The 14487-nt window shown below is 62.8% G+C and carries 12 protein-coding genes; 10 read left to right on the top strand and 2 right to left on the bottom strand.

All coding sequences use genetic code 11. The features are described 5' to 3' along the window. The first annotated feature begins 29 nt into the window (after positions 1-29). The 4 genes from IP81_RS05815 (at position 30) to IP81_RS05800 (ending at position 6880) form a co-directional block, all read left to right on the top strand. Complete coding sequence (locus IP81_RS05815) at positions 30-4745, top strand: NAD-glutamate dehydrogenase domain-containing protein (RefSeq protein WP_054107034.1); 4716 nt, start codon at positions 30-32, stop codon at positions 4743-4745. A gap of 64 nt (positions 4746-4809) precedes the next feature. Continuing rightward, positions 4810-5580 (top strand): molybdate ABC transporter substrate-binding protein, encoded by a 771-nt coding sequence (gene modA / locus IP81_RS05810; RefSeq protein WP_054107033.1) that lies wholly within the window; start codon positions 4810-4812, stop codon positions 5578-5580. A gap of 3 nt (positions 5581-5583) precedes the next feature. Continuing rightward, on the top strand, positions 5584-6273 hold the full coding sequence (gene modB / locus IP81_RS05805; RefSeq protein ID WP_054107032.1) for a molybdate ABC transporter permease subunit: 690 nt from the start codon (positions 5584-5586) through the stop codon (positions 6271-6273). After that, entirely contained in the window at positions 6263-6880 is a 618-nt protein-coding gene (locus tag IP81_RS05800) for an ATP-binding cassette domain-containing protein (RefSeq protein WP_054107031.1), read from the top strand. The genes modB and IP81_RS05800 overlap by 11 nt, the downstream gene beginning before the upstream one ends. On the opposite strand, the gene nadB is transcribed toward IP81_RS05800, so the two are convergent. Together nadB and IP81_RS05790 are read right to left on the bottom strand one after the other, a co-directional pair. Continuing rightward, complete coding sequence (nadB, locus tag IP81_RS05795) at positions 6877-8490, bottom strand: L-aspartate oxidase (protein WP_054107030.1); 1614 nt, start codon at positions 8488-8490, stop codon at positions 6877-6879. The two genes, IP81_RS05800 and nadB, sit on opposite strands and share 4 nt — an antisense overlap. Positions 8491-8880: 390 nt before the next feature. Further along, complete coding sequence (locus IP81_RS05790; RefSeq protein ID WP_054107029.1) at positions 8881-9834, bottom strand: ABC transporter ATP-binding protein; 954 nt, start codon at positions 9832-9834, stop codon at positions 8881-8883. A gap of 73 nt (positions 9835-9907) precedes the next feature. Between IP81_RS05790 and IP81_RS05785 the strand changes: the two genes are divergently transcribed. From IP81_RS05785 to IP81_RS05760, 6 genes are all read left to right on the top strand, one after another. After that, positions 9908-10108 (top strand): zinc-finger domain-containing protein, encoded by a 201-nt coding sequence (locus tag IP81_RS05785; protein ID WP_054107086.1) that lies wholly within the window; start codon positions 9908-9910, stop codon positions 10106-10108. Positions 10109-10241: 133 nt separating this feature from the next. Next, positions 10242-11666, top strand: coding sequence for a metalloprotease TldD (gene tldD, locus IP81_RS05780; protein WP_054107028.1), 1425 nt, complete (start codon positions 10242-10244; stop codon positions 11664-11666). Between the two features lie 73 nt (positions 11667-11739). Then, complete coding sequence (locus IP81_RS05775) at positions 11740-12036, top strand: hypothetical protein (RefSeq protein WP_369800710.1); 297 nt, start codon at positions 11740-11742, stop codon at positions 12034-12036. Positions 12037-12203: 167 nt separating this feature from the next. Beyond that, positions 12204-12716, top strand: coding sequence for a GNAT family N-acetyltransferase (locus tag IP81_RS05770; protein WP_054107027.1), 513 nt, complete (start codon positions 12204-12206; stop codon positions 12714-12716). A gap of 40 nt (positions 12717-12756) precedes the next feature. Further along, complete coding sequence (gene ispG / locus IP81_RS05765; protein WP_054107026.1) at positions 12757-13893, top strand: flavodoxin-dependent (E)-4-hydroxy-3-methylbut-2-enyl-diphosphate synthase; 1137 nt, start codon at positions 12757-12759, stop codon at positions 13891-13893. Positions 13894-13932: 39 nt separating this feature from the next. Continuing rightward, positions 13933-14415 (top strand): GNAT family N-acetyltransferase, encoded by a 483-nt coding sequence (locus IP81_RS05760; protein ID WP_054107025.1) that lies wholly within the window; start codon positions 13933-13935, stop codon positions 14413-14415. Positions 14416-14487: the final 72 nt, after the last annotated feature.

The following is a 14487-nucleotide window of genomic DNA, read 5'->3' as shown; positions in this document are numbered from 1 at the left end:
TCCCTCACGAGAGAGCCGGGAACCCACGCATGGCGTCGAAGTCCGCAATTCCATCATCGTCCACCGCTGCCCCAGATACCAGCACACCGGACCTTGCCCATCCGCACGCACAGGCCCTGATCACCCGTTTCATGGCCGCGCTCCTGCCCGATGAAGCGCGCGATTTTGATGCGGCGCGTCTGGCCGAAGCCGCGCTTTTCACCGCCAACGCGGCCACCCTGCGCAAGGGCAGCGAACCTGCCATCGCCATCGAAAGCGTCAGCGGTTCAACCAGCGGCACGCGCCATTTGCGCATCGCGGTGATCAACGATGACATGCCGTTTCTGGTTGATTCGATTGCCTCGACCATCACCGCGCAGGGCTTGGCGATTGATCGCATGGTCCACCCCGTCGTCGCCGTCCGCCGCGATGGCGATGGCACGCTGATCGATTTTCCCGAGGGCGATGCCGCTGGCGAACGCCGCGAATCCATCGTCTATCTTGAAACCGTGCGCGCCGATGCCCGCCAGCGCCGCGCGCTGATCGGGGCCTTGGAAGCAACGCTGGGCGATGTGCGCGCCGCCGTTGCCGATTGGCCGCTAATGCAGGCCGCGATGCGCGATGATGCCACCAATCTGGCCGATCCCGAAGGCGCGGCGCTGCTGCGCTGGTTGGCCGATGGCATGCTCACCCAACTGGGCAGCGTCACGCGGCTGCGCAACGGAGCCCAGGAAAACCCGCGCGGCATCTGCCGGGCAAGCGCAGACGAATTGCTCGCCGCTGCCTCCTATGACCGCGCCTTCCGCTGGTTTGATGAAGCCGGGATTGACGGGCAGGGCCGCGTGCCGCTGATCGTCAAGGCCAACCGCATCGCCAACGTCCATCGCCGCGTGCCGCTCGATCTGTTCATCGTGCCGCGTCTGGAACAGGGCCAAGTCACCGCGCTATCGGTCCACGCTGGCGTGTGGACCAGCGCTGCTCTGGCCGCCGCACCGGATCGTATTCCCCGCCTGCGCAGCCAGTTGACCGGGCTGATGGAAAAGTTCGGCTTTTCGCCCAACGGCCACGCCGGAAAGGCGTTGGTCCACGCGATGACCGCGCTTCCGCACGATCTGCTCGCCAGCTTTGCCGATGCCGATCTTGAACGCGTCGCCACCGCGATGATGAGTCTGGTCGATAGGCCACGCCCCCGGCTGGCGCTGGTGCAAGCCCCGCTGGCGCGGCACTTGTTCGCGTTCGTGTGGCTGCCGCGCGATGCCTTGTCGACAGACGTGCGCCTTGCGATCCAGCACATGCTGGAGGCGAGCGCTGCGGCCCAAGTGCTTGATTGGGCCTTGCAAGTGGAAGGTAGCACGCTGGCAATGCTCCGGTTTGTGCTCGATGTGCGCGAACAGGCCGCCCAACCCGACGAAGCCGCGCTCGATGCCCAATTGCAGGCCATGGTGCGCGGCTGGGCAGGCGCGGTTGAAACCGAATTGGCCACTACCGAAGAACCATCGCGCGCCGCTGCCATCGCCGCGCGCTATGCCGATGCCTTCCCGCTATCCTACCGCAATTCCTACGGTCCGGCAGAGGCCGCGCGCGACATTCGCGTGTTGCGCACGCTCTCGGGCAGCAAAGCGCCTCGCCGCGCCGCAAGGCTGCACCAGAACGCAAGCGAAACAGCGCTGCGGCTGAAGCTCTATCAGCGTGAAGGAGCCATCGTCCTGTCTGATGCGGTGCCGGTGCTGGAAAACTTCGGCTTCCGTGTGCTGGAAGAAATGCCAACGCCATTGGATGGCGGCAAACTCGGTTATGTCCATGATTTCCTTGTGGCGCACCCTGCCGATAGCAGCGTTAGCGATTTGTTGAGCCGCGCCAGCACAATCGAAGGCTCGCTCGCCGCCGTGCTCAATGGCGCGGCAGAGGACGATGCGTTCAACCGCCTGATCGTGGCAACGGGCCTTTCTGCCCTCGAGGCCAATTGGCTGCGCGCATTCTACCGCTATCTGCGCCAGGCGGGCATGACCTTCGGCATCCCGACGGTGGTAGAGGCCCTGAAGAACGCGCCCGCCGTAACGCGCGGATTGATCGATGCCTTTGTCGCGCGCCATTATCCGGCCTTTTCAGGCGACCGTGAAGCGGCCTTCAGCGCGGCGGAAGAGCATATCCGTGCAGGGCTGGCAGGCGTTGCCGCAATCAACGATGACCGCCTGCTGCGCCAGTTCCGCGCGCTGGTTATGGCGATCTTGCGCACCAATGCCTTTGCCCCCGCAGCGGCAGAGGCGATGGCCTTCAAGATCGATTCCGCATTGGTCCACGGCCTGCCGCGTCCGGTGCCATGGCGCGAAATTTTCGTCTATTCGCCGCGTGTCGAAGGCATCCATTTGCGCGCCGGGCCTGTCGCGCGCGGCGGCTTGCGCTGGTCTGACCGGCGCGATGACTTCCGCACGGAAATCCTCGGATTGATGAAGGCGCAGCGCGTGAAAAATGCGGTGATCGTGCCCACCGGCGCCAAGGGTGGCTTCTATCCCAAGCACTTGCCCGATCCGTCGCGCGATCGCGAAGGCTGGCTGGCCGAGGGCAAGGCGAGCTATCAGGTATTCATCCGCACGCTGCTGTCGATCACCGACAATATCGTGGAGGGCAAAGTGGTCCATCCCGCAGCCGTGGTCGTGCGCGATGGCGAAGACCCCTATTTCGTCGTTGCCGCCGATAAAGGCACCGCCACCTTCTCCGACGTTGCCAATGCTATCGCCGAATCCAGCGACTTCTGGCTCGACGATGCTTTCGCCAGTGGCGGATCAAAAGGCTATGATCACAAGGCGATGGGCATCACCGCGCGCGGGGCATGGCTGTCGGTGCGCCGCCACTTCCTCGAACTGGGTGTCGACGTGCAGGCAGAGCCGGTGCGCGTGGCGGGTTGCGGCGATATGTCGGGCGATGTGTTCGGCAACGGCATGTTGCTATCCAAGGCGCTCAAAGTGGTCGCCGCATTCGATCACCGCCACATCTTCCTTGATCCCGATCCCGATCCGGCGGCAAGCTGGGCCGAACGCGCGCGGATGTTTGCCTTGCCGCGTTCAAGCTGGGACGATTATGACAAGAGCCTGATTTCGCAAGGCGGCGGGGTCTATCCGCGCTCGATGAAGGCTATCCCGTTAACCCCGCAAGTGCAGACCATGCTGGGTGTCGCCGAAACCGAACTTGATCCTGAATCACTGATATCAGCCATCCTGCGCGCGCAAGTCGATCTGCTTTGGTTCGGCGGCATCGGTACTTATGTAAAGAGCAGCCAGCAGAACAACGCCGATGTGGGCGATCCCTCCAACGATTCCCTGCGCGTATCGGCCAATGAAGTGCGCGCACGGGTGATCGGCGAAGGTGCGAACCTTGGCACTACGCAGGCCGCACGCATCGAATTTGCGCTGCTCGGTGGCCGTATCAACACCGATTTCATCGACAATTCGGCAGGCGTCGATTGCTCGGATAACGAAGTCAACATCAAGATCGCGCTGGCCGCCGCCAAACGCTCGGGCAAATTGACCGAGGATGCCCGCGTCGAGCTGCTGGTGTCGATGACCGACGACGTCGCGCATCTGGTGCTTGAGGACAACCGCTTGCAGGCACTCGCGCTGTCCATCGCCGAACGGGGCGGTGCGGCCACGATGCCGTCGTGGTCCCGCCTGATCGATGTGCTCGAAGAAGGCGGCGATCTGGATCGCAAGACCGAAGGCCTTGCCGGACCCGAAGACCTCGCCCGGCGCGCGGTATCGGGGCAGGGGCTGACCCGTCCCGAACTCGCGGTTCTGCTTTCCAGCAGCAAGCTGGTGCTGCAACGCGCGCTTGAGGAAAGCCCCGTCGTCGATGATCCGGTGCTCGAAGAAGAGCTGATCGCCGCCTTCCCGCCGCAAATGCGCGAGGTGTTTGAAACCGAGATTGTCCATCACCGCCTGCGCCGCGAAATCATCGCGACCAAGCTGGCCAACCGCATCATCAACCGGCTCGGCCCGGTCCATCCGTTTGAACTGTGCGAGGAGGAAGGTTGCACGCTGGCGCAAGTGGCCTCGGCCTTCGTCGCGGCAGAGCGCCTGCTCGATCTGCGCACCACCTGGGACATGCTCGATACCGCCGATATCCCCGAAGTGCTGCGGCTTTCCCTGTTCGAAAAGGCCGCCCTCGGCTTGCGCGGCCACATCGCCGATGTGCTGCGCGCCGGGCGCGGTACCATGCGTCCTGATGATCTGATGGAAGACCTGTTCGGCGGCGTTGCCCTGCTCTCGCACACCGCCGCGCAATTGCTGCGCGGCGAGGCGCAGGCACAGGCGCGGCTTATGGCGCAGGAGCTGGCCGCCTCCGGAACTCCGCCCGCCATCGCCGAGCGGCTGGTCCACTTGTACGATATGGACGGCGCCATCGGCCTTGCCCATCTCGCGGGCGAATTGAACGTCGATGCAGGCGCGCTGACCGGAGCCTTTGCCGATCTGGGCGCGGCGCTTGGGCTGGACTGGGCGCAACAGGCGGCGCGTCGGATGAACCCGTCCGATCCGTGGGAGCGTCTGCTTATCGCAGGTCTCGCCCGCGATTTCGAACAGATGCGGCTCGATTTCCTCAAGCGCTCGCAAGGCAAATCGCCCGATGCTTTCGTGGCCGATTGGCTGGCGGTCAATGCCGTTCCGGTGCGCCAGTTCCGCTCGCTGGTGGACCGCGCCCAGGCCGCGCAAACGGTCGGCCCGGCCATGCTGGCGCAAGTCGCCAGTCAGGCACGAACCTTGATGGGGCGGTAAGAAGGGTTTGTCCGGGCGTAGCCTGTCTGTATACCAACGGATATAGCTTGTCCCCGGAGTCGCTTTGATCGCTTTCGTCCGTTTTGCACTGGCGCTGTCCTTGGCAGTGCTTTTGCCCGCAACGCCTGCCCACGCGCAGGCGCGCGGGCCATTAGTGCTGGCCGCTGCCAGCATGCAGGAAGCGCTGAGCGACGCCGCCAACCGCTGGGCCGCGCTGCGCCATCCCCGCCCGGTGCTCTCGTTCGCCTCCTCCTCCGCGCTCGCCCGCCAGATCGAGGCTGGCGCGAAAGCCGATCTGTTCATCTCGGCCGACGAGGAGTGGATGGACTATGCGCAGGCCAAAACCCTGCTCCGCCCCGGCACCCGCGCACGGCTGACGGAAAACCGGCTGGTCCTGATCGCGCCGGTGCAAAGCAAAGCGCAACTCTCCATCGCACCGGGTTTTCCCCTTGCCCGCGCGATGGGCAGCGGACGCTTGGCAATGGCTGATCCTGCGGCGGTTCCGGCGGGCCGCTATGGCAAAGCCGCGCTGGAAAAGCTGGGCGTCTGGCGCGCGGTGGCCTCCCGCATCGCCCCTGCCGAAAACGTGCGCGCGGCGCTGGCATTGGTAGAGCGCGGCGCGGCCCCCTTGGGCGTGGTCTATGCCACAGACGCCCGCGCCTCGGCAAAAGTGCGCGTGATCGGCGTGTTCCCGGCCAACAGCCATCCGCCGATCACGTATCCCATCGCCCTGCTCAAAACATCCACGCACCCTGATTCCGAAGCCTTCCGCCGCTTCCTCCTCTCGCGCGAAGGCCGGGCGATCTTGGCGCGACGCGGCTTTGGTGCGCGCTAAGCGATGCCGGGGCCAGAGGAATGGGAGGTTATCCGCCTCTCGCTGAAAGTCAGCGCGATGGCGGTGGGCCTCTCGCTGCCCTTGGCCTTTGCGATGGCATGGGCTCTGGCGCGCGGGCGCTTTCCCGGCAAAGTCCTGCTCGATGCGCTGGTCCATTTGCCGCTTGTCCTGCCACCCGTCGTCACCGGCTGGTTCCTGCTGATCGCGTTCGGGCCGCAAGGGCCTGCGGGGCATCTGCTTGAGGCAACACTCGGCCTCACGTTCCTGTTCCGCTGGACCGGCGCGGCGCTGGCTGCTGCGGTCATGGCTTTGCCGCTGATGGTGCGCGCGATCCGGCTTTCGCTTGAAGCAGTAGACCCGAAACTGGAACAAGCCGCGATGACGCTGGGCGCATCGCGCTGGCGCACGTTCCGCACGATTACCCTGCCGCTGGCGCTGCCCGGCGTGATCGCAGGCGCGGTGCTCGGCTTTGCGCGCTCGCTGGGCGAATTCGGCGCGACGATTACTTTCGTCTCCAACATTCCGGGCGAGACGCAAACCCTGCCGCTCGCCATCTACAGCGCGCTCCAGATTCCGGGGGCTGAACCCCAGGTCGTCCGGCTCGTCGCCGTCTCGGTGCTGCTCTCGCTCGGCGCGCTGGTGGCATCCGAAGCCCTGGCGCGGCGCACGGGAAGGGGCGGTCATGTCCTTTGAAGTCCGCGCCGAACGCCAATTGGGCGAGGCCAAAGTCACCGCAAACTTCACCAGCGACAGCAGCGTGACCGCGCTGTTCGGACCATCGGGCGCGGGCAAGACCTCGCTGCTCAACATGGTCGCAGGCCTGCTCCGCCCTGATCGCGGGCGCATTGCGCTTACAGGCCAAGTGCTGTTCGATAGCGACCTTGGCATCGATCTGCCCGTGCAGCAACGCCGCGCAGGCTATGTGTTTCAGGATAGCCGTCTGTTCCCGCACCTGCGCGTGCGCCAAAACCTTGAATATGGCGCAGCGCGGGCCGAGGGGCGCAGCCTGATGACGCTGGAGGACGCCGCCGCATTCCTTGGCATCGCGCACCTGCTCGACCGCTGGCCGCGCACGCTATCGGGCGGCGAGGCGCAGCGCGTAGCCATTGGCCGCGCCTTGCTCAGCGGCCCGCGCTTCCTGCTGATGGACGAACCGCTCGCCTCGCTGGACCGCGCCCGGCGCGAGGAAGTGATGCTGGTGATCGAACGCCTGCGCGACGAAGTGCGTCTGCCCATCCTTTACGTCAGCCATGACCGCGCCGAAGTGGAGCGATTGGCGGGACTGATTGTAGAACTCTAAGGCACAATCACCGTATCGACTGCAACATCATCGGTTTGCAGGTAGTCCAGCGTGTAATGCAGGCCCCGGCTTTCATGCCGTGCCCGCGCCGAACGCACGATTAATTCCGCGCTTTGCAGCAAGTTGCGCAGCTCGATCAGGTCGGTCGTCACGCGGAAGTGGCCATAGTAATCGTTGACCTCGCCGCTGAGCATCCGGATGCGGTGTGCGGCGCGCTCCAGCCGCTTGTTGGTGCGCACGATGCCCACGTAATTCCACATGAACCGGCGGATTTCGGTCCAGTTCTGTTTGATCACCACTTCTTCGTCCGAATCGGTCACGCGGCTTTCGTCCCACGCGCGCACCGGCGGCGGGGCATCGAAGCTGTCCCAGCGGCGCAAGATATCGCGCGCGGCCACATCGCCGAACACAAAGCATTCGAGCAGCGAATTCGACGCCAACCGGTTTGCCCCGTGCAACCCGCTTTCGGTGCATTCGCCAGCGGCATAAAGCCCCGGCAGATCGGTGCGTCCGTCCAGATCAATCAACACGCCGCCGCAGGTATAATGCTGCGCCGGAACCACCGGGATCGGTTGCGTGGTCATATCGATGCCAAGACCGATCAGCTTTTCGTAAATGTTGGGGAAGTGCCCCTTCACGAAATCGGCGGGCATATGGCTAATATCCAGATGCACGTAATCGAGGCCGAACTTCTTGATTTCCGAATCGATCGCGCGCGCCACAATATCGCGCGGCGCCAGTTCAAGCCGTTCAGCGTCATAGAATTCCATGAACCGCTTGCCCGTGCGCGGATTGATCAACCGGCCGCCTTCACCGCGCACCGCCTCGGTGATCAGGAAGTTTTTGACGTCCAGATTGTACAGGCAGGTCGGGTGAAACTGCATCATCTCCATGTTGGAAACGCGTGCGCCCGCCCGCCACGCCATGGCTATGCCATCACCGGTTGCGCCGCGCGGCGCTGTGCTGAACTGGTAAACGCGGCCCGCGCCGCCCGTGGCAAGGATCGTCGCGCGCGCGGTGTGCGCTTCCACGCGGCCCGTCGCCTCATCCAGCGCATAGACGCCCCACACCCGGCCAGAGCCAGAATAGCGTGCCGCCTCATGCCGTCCGGTGATCAGATCGATGCAGGTTCGGCCCGGCAGGAGCGTAATGTTGGGGTGTTCGCTTGCCGCCTTTTGCAGCGCCTTCTGCACCGCTGCACCCGTCGCATCATCCACATGCACGATGCGGCGGTGCGAATGGCCACCCTCGCGCGTCAGATGCAATGATCCCGCCTCGGCATTGAACGGCACGCCAAGGTCGCTCAACCGGTGAATTGCGGCGGGCGCATTCTCGATCACGAACTCCACCGTTTCGCGCCGGTTCAGGCCAGCGCCTGCAATCATGGTATCGCGGATATGATCATCAAATGTATCGCCCGCATCCAGCACGGCGGCGATGCCGCCTTGCGCCCAATTGGTCGATCCGCCATCCAACGCGCCCTTGGCCAGCACCAGCACGCGACACTTCTCGGCCAGCACCAGCGCGGCGGTAAGCCCCGCTGCACCCGATCCGATGATCAGAACATCGTGTGCTTCCAGTTCCTTGGGCATCGATTGCGCGCCGCTCATGGGCGGTTCTCCATCCTCATTCCCGGCCAGGTGGGCGCGGGAGCTTGCCCTAGCTGTTGACTATCCCTCTGGATAGACCTGCCTGTGGGTATTGGTACAATTCGAAATATTGTGACGAAAGCCACAAGGGGCTTGCTTCGCACCCGCAGCAGATTAAGTAATTATCCGTAGTTTTTGCCATAAGCGCAACGGGTTAAATATCATGAAGCGCCTCCTTTGCCTATTCAACAGACATCGACCGATCCGCGAGGAGGTTGAGTGGACCGGCTTCTATCATGAAGGCACGTGCAAGACTTGTGGTGCCCTAATCCGTCGCCTCGAACACGGCGGCTGGCGTAAACGCAAGCTCAGAAGGCCTTGATTTTCGAGCACAAAACTGCCGAAAAAGGGTTAATTCCGGGGGCGGCTTGTCAGGCTTACGAAGACGTCTTCCAGATCGGCCTCGCGGGTTGAAACATCCACGATGGCATAGCCTTGGCCCTGCACCAATGACATCACTTCGCCTGCGGTAACGCGGTCTTTGTCATACGTTATTTCAACCTGCCTGGGGCCAGTGCTGATGCATTTTGCAAACGATTCGTGTTGCGGTGCAGCAGCGACATCGCGATCCAGCGTCAGCACGACAATTTTCTCGCGCGCCATGTCCACCAGTTCTCGCGTCGGCTTGTTGGCAATCAGCTTGCCGTGATTGATGATCGCAATGCGGTCACACAATTCCTCGGCTTCTTCCAGATAGTGCGTGGTCAGCACCACGGTCACACCGTCTGCGTTCATTTCGCTGACCAGTTCCCACAATTGACGCCGCAATTCCACGTCCACACCGGCGGTCGGCTCGTCCAGCACCAACACGGGAGGGCGATGGACCATCGCCTTGGCAATCAGCAAACGCCGCTTCATCCCGCCCGAAAGCGAGCGGGCATAAGCATTGGCCTTGTCTTCCAGATGAACCGCGCGCAGCAATTCCATCGTGCGGCGCATCGATTTGGGCACGCCATAAAGCCCCGCCTGATTGTCCAGCACTTCGGCGGGCGTGAAAAACGGATCGAACACGATTTCCTGCGGCACGATGCCGATCGACGCTTTGGCATTGCGCACATCGCGATCAATATCGTGGCCCCAAATCTCTACCGAGCCGGATGTTTTCATCACCAATCCGGCCAATGTATTGATCAGCGTCGATTTTCCCGCACCATTGGGGCCAAGCAACCCGAAAATCTGTCCTTGCGGCACGTCAAAGCTCACCCCGTCGAGCGCCAGCTTGCCCGCCGATTTGCCGGTGGCGGCATAGCGTTTGACCAGATCTTTGATGCGGATGGCGGGGGCGAGTGCGGGGCTGGTGTCCATGGTGTTGCTGCCTGCCCCAAGCCGCATCAAAACGCAATTGTCTGCGCCCGCTGCATTTGCTAGCGCTGCCGCCATGCAACAGGCTCCTGAAACCGTCTTTACCAACACCGCCCGCGTCAAATGCGATGGTGCCACCGATATTCGCGGCGGCGCAGCACTTGGCCACCCGCGCGTCTGGCTTGAAATCGATGAACGCGGCTATGTCGAATGCGGCTATTGCGACAAGCGCTTCATCCTCAAGGGCGGCCCCGCCGACAGCGCGCAAGCAGCCTGATCAAAAACCAATCCAATAAATAGGGACAGTCCCCCTTTTTGCAAAAAAGGGGGACTGTCCCTATTTATTGTTCTTCTTCCGCTAACGCATGCCTGCATTGGCCTTTGCGGATTGAGCGCCTATATCAGCGGGGATGACTATGACAGACCCCCGCTCGCTGCTCTACCGCTCCGGCCTGCTCACCCCTGATGACGCCCAGCGCATCACGCGTGAGGCGCTGCAAAACTGCGACGATGGCGAGCTTTATCTGCAATTCATCGCCAGCGAGAGCTTTGGCTTTGACGATGGCCGGTTGAAAACGGCGGACTATTCGCGGGATGCCGGATTCGGCCTGCGCGGCGTTTCGGGCGAGATGACCGGCTTTGCCCATGCCAACGAAATTTCCGCCGCCGCCATCGCGCGGGCGGGTGAAACGCTCAAGCTGCTCGATCCGGCCAAGGGCCAGCCCGCTCCGCCGCCGCGCAACAACAATCGCCACCTCTATACCGATGCCTCGCCGCTTGATGCCGTGCCGTTCGAAGCCAAGGTCAAGCTGCTCGAAACCATCGATGCCGCCGCGCGCGGGCGGGATTCGCGGGTGGCGCAAGTCTCCGCTTCGCTTTCGGGTTCGTGGTCGGTGGTCGAAATCGTGCGCGCCGATGGCTTCATCGGCCATGATGTGCGCCCGCTGGTCCGGCTTAACGTCTCCATCGTGGCCGAACAGGACGGACGCCGCGAAACCGGCTCGTTCGGCATCGGCGGCAGGCGGCTTTATGACGATCTGTTCTCGCCCGAAACGTGGAACCGCGCGATTGACGAGGCGCTGGCGCAAGCGCTGGTCAATCTCGAATCGGTTGCCGCTCCAGCCGGTGAGATGACCGTGCTGCTCGGCCCTGGCTGGCCCGGTGTGCTGCTGCACGAAGCGGTCGGACACGGGCTTGAGGGCGATTTCAACCGCAAGGGCACCAGCGCGTTTTCGGGCCGTATCGGGCAACGTGTGGCCGCGCCCGGCGTTACCGTGGTCGATGATGGCTCGATCCCCGGACGGCGCGGGTCGCTCACCATCGATGATGAAGGCACGCCCACACAGGAAAACGTGCTGATCGAGGACGGCATCCTCAAGGGCTATATCCAGGACCGCCTGAACGCCCGCCTGATGGGCGTGGCTCCCACCGGCAATGGCCGCCGCGAATCATTCGCCCATGCCCCGATGCCGCGCATGACCAACACCTTCATGCGCGCAGGGAACGACGATCCGTCCGAACTGCTCTCGCGCATGAAGAACGGCATTTTCGCCAAGTCGTTTGGCGGCGGGCAGGTCGATATCACCAGTGGCAAGTTCGTGTTCTCCTGCACCGAGGCCTATCTGGTGGAAAACGGCAAGCTGGGCGCGCCGATCAAGGGCGCGACGCTGATCGGCGACGGCCCCACCGTGCTCACCCGCGTCACCGGCATCGGCAATGATCTGGCGCTTGATGAGGGCGTCGGCGTATGCGGCAAGGGCGGGCAAAGCGTGCCCGCAGGCGTTGGCCAGCCCACTTTGCTGGTTGAAGGCCTGACCGTTGGCGGCACCGGCTAAAGCGCACTGGTCAGTCAAGGTTCAGGCAGTGGTTGGCATCCTTGAGGGAACGACTCGAAAAGGAATTCTCGCCATGATCAGAGTTGCCCGCACCTTCGCTGCCTGTCTCACAGCCGGATCGCTGCTTCTCGCAGGCGTTGCCGCTGATGCAAAATCGCGCGTCACTCCCGAAGAGGCCTTGGCCAAAAAGCTTGAAGGCCGCGTTGCGGGCGCGCCGGTGAACTGCATTTACCTGCCCCGCGTTACGCAGACGCGGGTCTATGATGATACTGCGATTGCCTATGAATCGGGCGGCACGATCTGGGTTAACCGCCCCCAATCGGGTGCCAGCCTGCTGGATGATGACGATATCATGCTGACGACGCCCTAGGGCGCGCAATTGTGCAACGTCGATATTGTCCGCATGATCGATCGCAACGTCGGATTCTGGCGCGGTACGGTCGGCTTGGGGCAGTTCGTGCCTTACACCAAAGTTAAGGCCGAAAAGGAAGGCTGATCCCGTAGCGCAACGCAGAACGTGGCGTTAAAGCGGACCCCATGACACTCCGCCTCGCCACACCCGCCGATGCCGCCGCGCTTGCCAATCTTGGACGCCGCGCCTTCGTCGTCAAATTCGGCCATCTGTATAGCGCGGAAAACTTAGGCCAGTTTCTTGAAAAGGTTTACGCCGTCACCAGCGTTCTGGCAGACTTGGCCAACCCCGATTTGTGCATCGCCGTGATTGAACAAGGTGGCGCGCTGGCCTCGTTCTGCAAAATTGCGCGCACTAGCGGTTTGCCCACACACACGGCCGCCCAATCACCGATGGAGCTGAAACAGCTCTACACCGATCCCGATCTGATCGGGCGCGGGCACGGTGCGCGACTGATGGAATGGGCACAGGCAGAGGCGCAAGGCTGGTCTGCCGATGAAATGCAGCTCTCGGTCTATGCCGATAATCCCCAGGCACAGGCATTTTATCGGCGTTTCGGCTTCGAAAAAGTGGCTGACATCGAATTCTGGGTGGGCGATCATTGCGATCCCGAATTCATGTTCGCCAAAAAGCTATAGCGCCTTCCCGTCGTCACAGCTTGGCTCTATAGAGAGCCTCATGTCATCTATTCGTCCTTGGCGCGATATCGCGCGTCGCAAGAGCCGCCAGATCATGGTCGGCGCGGTCCCCGTCGGCGGCGATGCTCCGATCACCGTGCAAACGATGACCAACACGCTCACCTCCGATGCAGTCGCCACGATCAACCAGATCCGCCGCTGCGAAGATGCAGGCGCCGATCTTATCCGCGTATCGTGCCCCGATGTGGAAAGCACCGCTGCCTTCCGCCAGATCGCCCGCGCCGCCCGCGTCCCGCTCGTCGCCGACATCCATTTCCACTACCAGCGCGCATTGGAAGCCGCTGATGCGGGCGCGGCGTGCTTGCGCATCAATCCCGGCAACATCGGCAGCAACCAGCGCGTTGCCGAAGTCGTCCGCGCCGCCAAGGCCAACGGTTGCGCCATCCGCATTGGCGTGAACGCCGGCAGCCTCGAAAAAGACCTGCTCGAAAAATACGGCGAACCCTGCCCCGAAGCACTGGTCGAATCCGCGCTCGATCATATCAAGCTGCTGCAAGACCATGATTTCCATGAATTCAAGGTCGCAGTCAAAGCCTCCGACGTGTTCCTCGCGGTCGCAGCCTATATGGGCCTTGCCGAAGCGGTCGATTGCCCGCTGCATTTGGGCATCACCGAAGCAGGCGGCTTGATCGGGGGCACGGTAAAATCCTCCATCGGCATCGGCAACCTGCTCTGGGCGGGCATCGGCGATACCGTGCGCGTCTCGCTCTCGGCTGAACCCGAAGAAGAAGTGCGCGTCGGCTTTGAAATCCTCAAATCGCTGGGCCTGCGCACGCGCGGCGTTCGCGTTGTCTCGTGCCCCAGTTGTGCGCGGCAGGGCTTTGATGTGATCCGCACGGTCGAAGCGCTCGAAAGCCGCCTGTCACACATCAAGACGCCGCTCTCGCTTTCTGTGCTGGGCTGCGTGGTCAACGGCCCCGGCGAAGCGCGCGAAACCGATATCGGCCTCACCGGCGGCGGCAACGGCAAACACATGGTCTACCTCTCGGGCGTGACCGACCACACTGTGCAATCCGAAGATATGCTCGAACACATCGTGTCGCTGGTCGAAGCCAAAGCCGCGGAATTGGAAAACGCGACGACCGACGCCGGAAATACGACCGAGGCGGCGGAGTAGGAACTGCTCGCCTACCCAGAAACTTGGCAGCCTCACCCCATGACCATCGCCATCCGCCCAGCCATTGCCGAAGACCTGCCGCTGATCGCCAGCTTGATCCGCGCACTGGCGGACTATGAAAAGCTCTCCCACGAAGTCCGCTTCGATGAAGCCGTCCTTGGGCAAAAGCTCTTCGGTCCCCGCCCTTATGCCGAAGTCGTTATCGGCGAACTTGATGGCACGCCCCAAGGCTTCGCCTTGTTCTTTCACAACTTCTCCACCTTCGAAGGCAAGCCGGGGATCTATCTCGAAGACTTGTTCGTCAAGCCTGAAGCGCGCGGCAGCGGCCTTGGCAAGGCGCTGCTCTCGCACCTTGCCGCTTTGGCGATAGAGCGCGATTGCGCGCGGCTGGAATGGTGGGTGCTCGATTGGAACGAACCTTCCATCGGCTTTTACAAGTCGCTCGGTGCCAAGTTCATGGACGAATGGACGGTGATGCGGGTGGACGGCAAGGCGCTCCTGCGCCTTGGCGGAAACGCTTAGACACAGATACTGGAAATCCTGTTGCAATCCGCTAGAATAGCCCTCGTTCACGCTGGATAAGGATGCCGCGTG

The organism is Novosphingobium sp. AAP83, from assembly GCF_001295795.1.
In the GTDB taxonomy this organism is placed as follows: Bacteria; Pseudomonadota; Alphaproteobacteria; order Sphingomonadales; family Sphingomonadaceae; genus Novosphingobium.
Note: the sequence above shows the minus strand (reverse complement) of the source record. Positions and strands in the feature narration are given on the sequence as shown.

Excerpts from the sequence above, each read along its gene's own strand:
- IP81_RS05815 (WP_054107034.1), top strand. The coding sequence starts at position 30 with ATGGCGTCGAAGTCCGCAATTCCATCATCGTCCACCGCTGCCCCAGAT.
- IP81_RS05785 (WP_054107086.1), top strand. The coding sequence starts at position 9,908 with ATGCAACAGGCTCCTGAAACCGTCTTTACCAACACCGCCCGCGTCAAA.
- IP81_RS05760 (WP_054107025.1), top strand. The coding sequence starts at position 13,933 with ATGACCATCGCCATCCGCCCAGCCATTGCCGAAGACCTGCCGCTGATC.
- nadB (WP_054107030.1), bottom strand. The coding sequence starts at position 8,490 with ATGAGCGGCGCGCAATCGATGCCCAAGGAACTGGAAGCACACGATGTT.
- IP81_RS05790 (WP_054107029.1), bottom strand. The coding sequence starts at position 9,834 with ATGGACACCAGCCCCGCACTCGCCCCCGCCATCCGCATCAAAGATCTG.
- modB (WP_054107032.1), top strand. The coding sequence starts at position 5,584 with ATGCCGGGGCCAGAGGAATGGGAGGTTATCCGCCTCTCGCTGAAAGTC.
- ispG (WP_054107026.1), top strand. The coding sequence starts at position 12,757 with ATGTCATCTATTCGTCCTTGGCGCGATATCGCGCGTCGCAAGAGCCGC.
- IP81_RS05775 (WP_369800710.1), top strand. The coding sequence starts at position 11,740 with ATGATCAGAGTTGCCCGCACCTTCGCTGCCTGTCTCACAGCCGGATCG.
- IP81_RS05770 (WP_054107027.1), top strand. The coding sequence starts at position 12,204 with ATGACACTCCGCCTCGCCACACCCGCCGATGCCGCCGCGCTTGCCAAT.
- IP81_RS05800 (WP_054107031.1), top strand. The coding sequence starts at position 6,263 with ATGTCCTTTGAAGTCCGCGCCGAACGCCAATTGGGCGAGGCCAAAGTC.
- tldD (WP_054107028.1), top strand. The coding sequence starts at position 10,242 with ATGACTATGACAGACCCCCGCTCGCTGCTCTACCGCTCCGGCCTGCTC.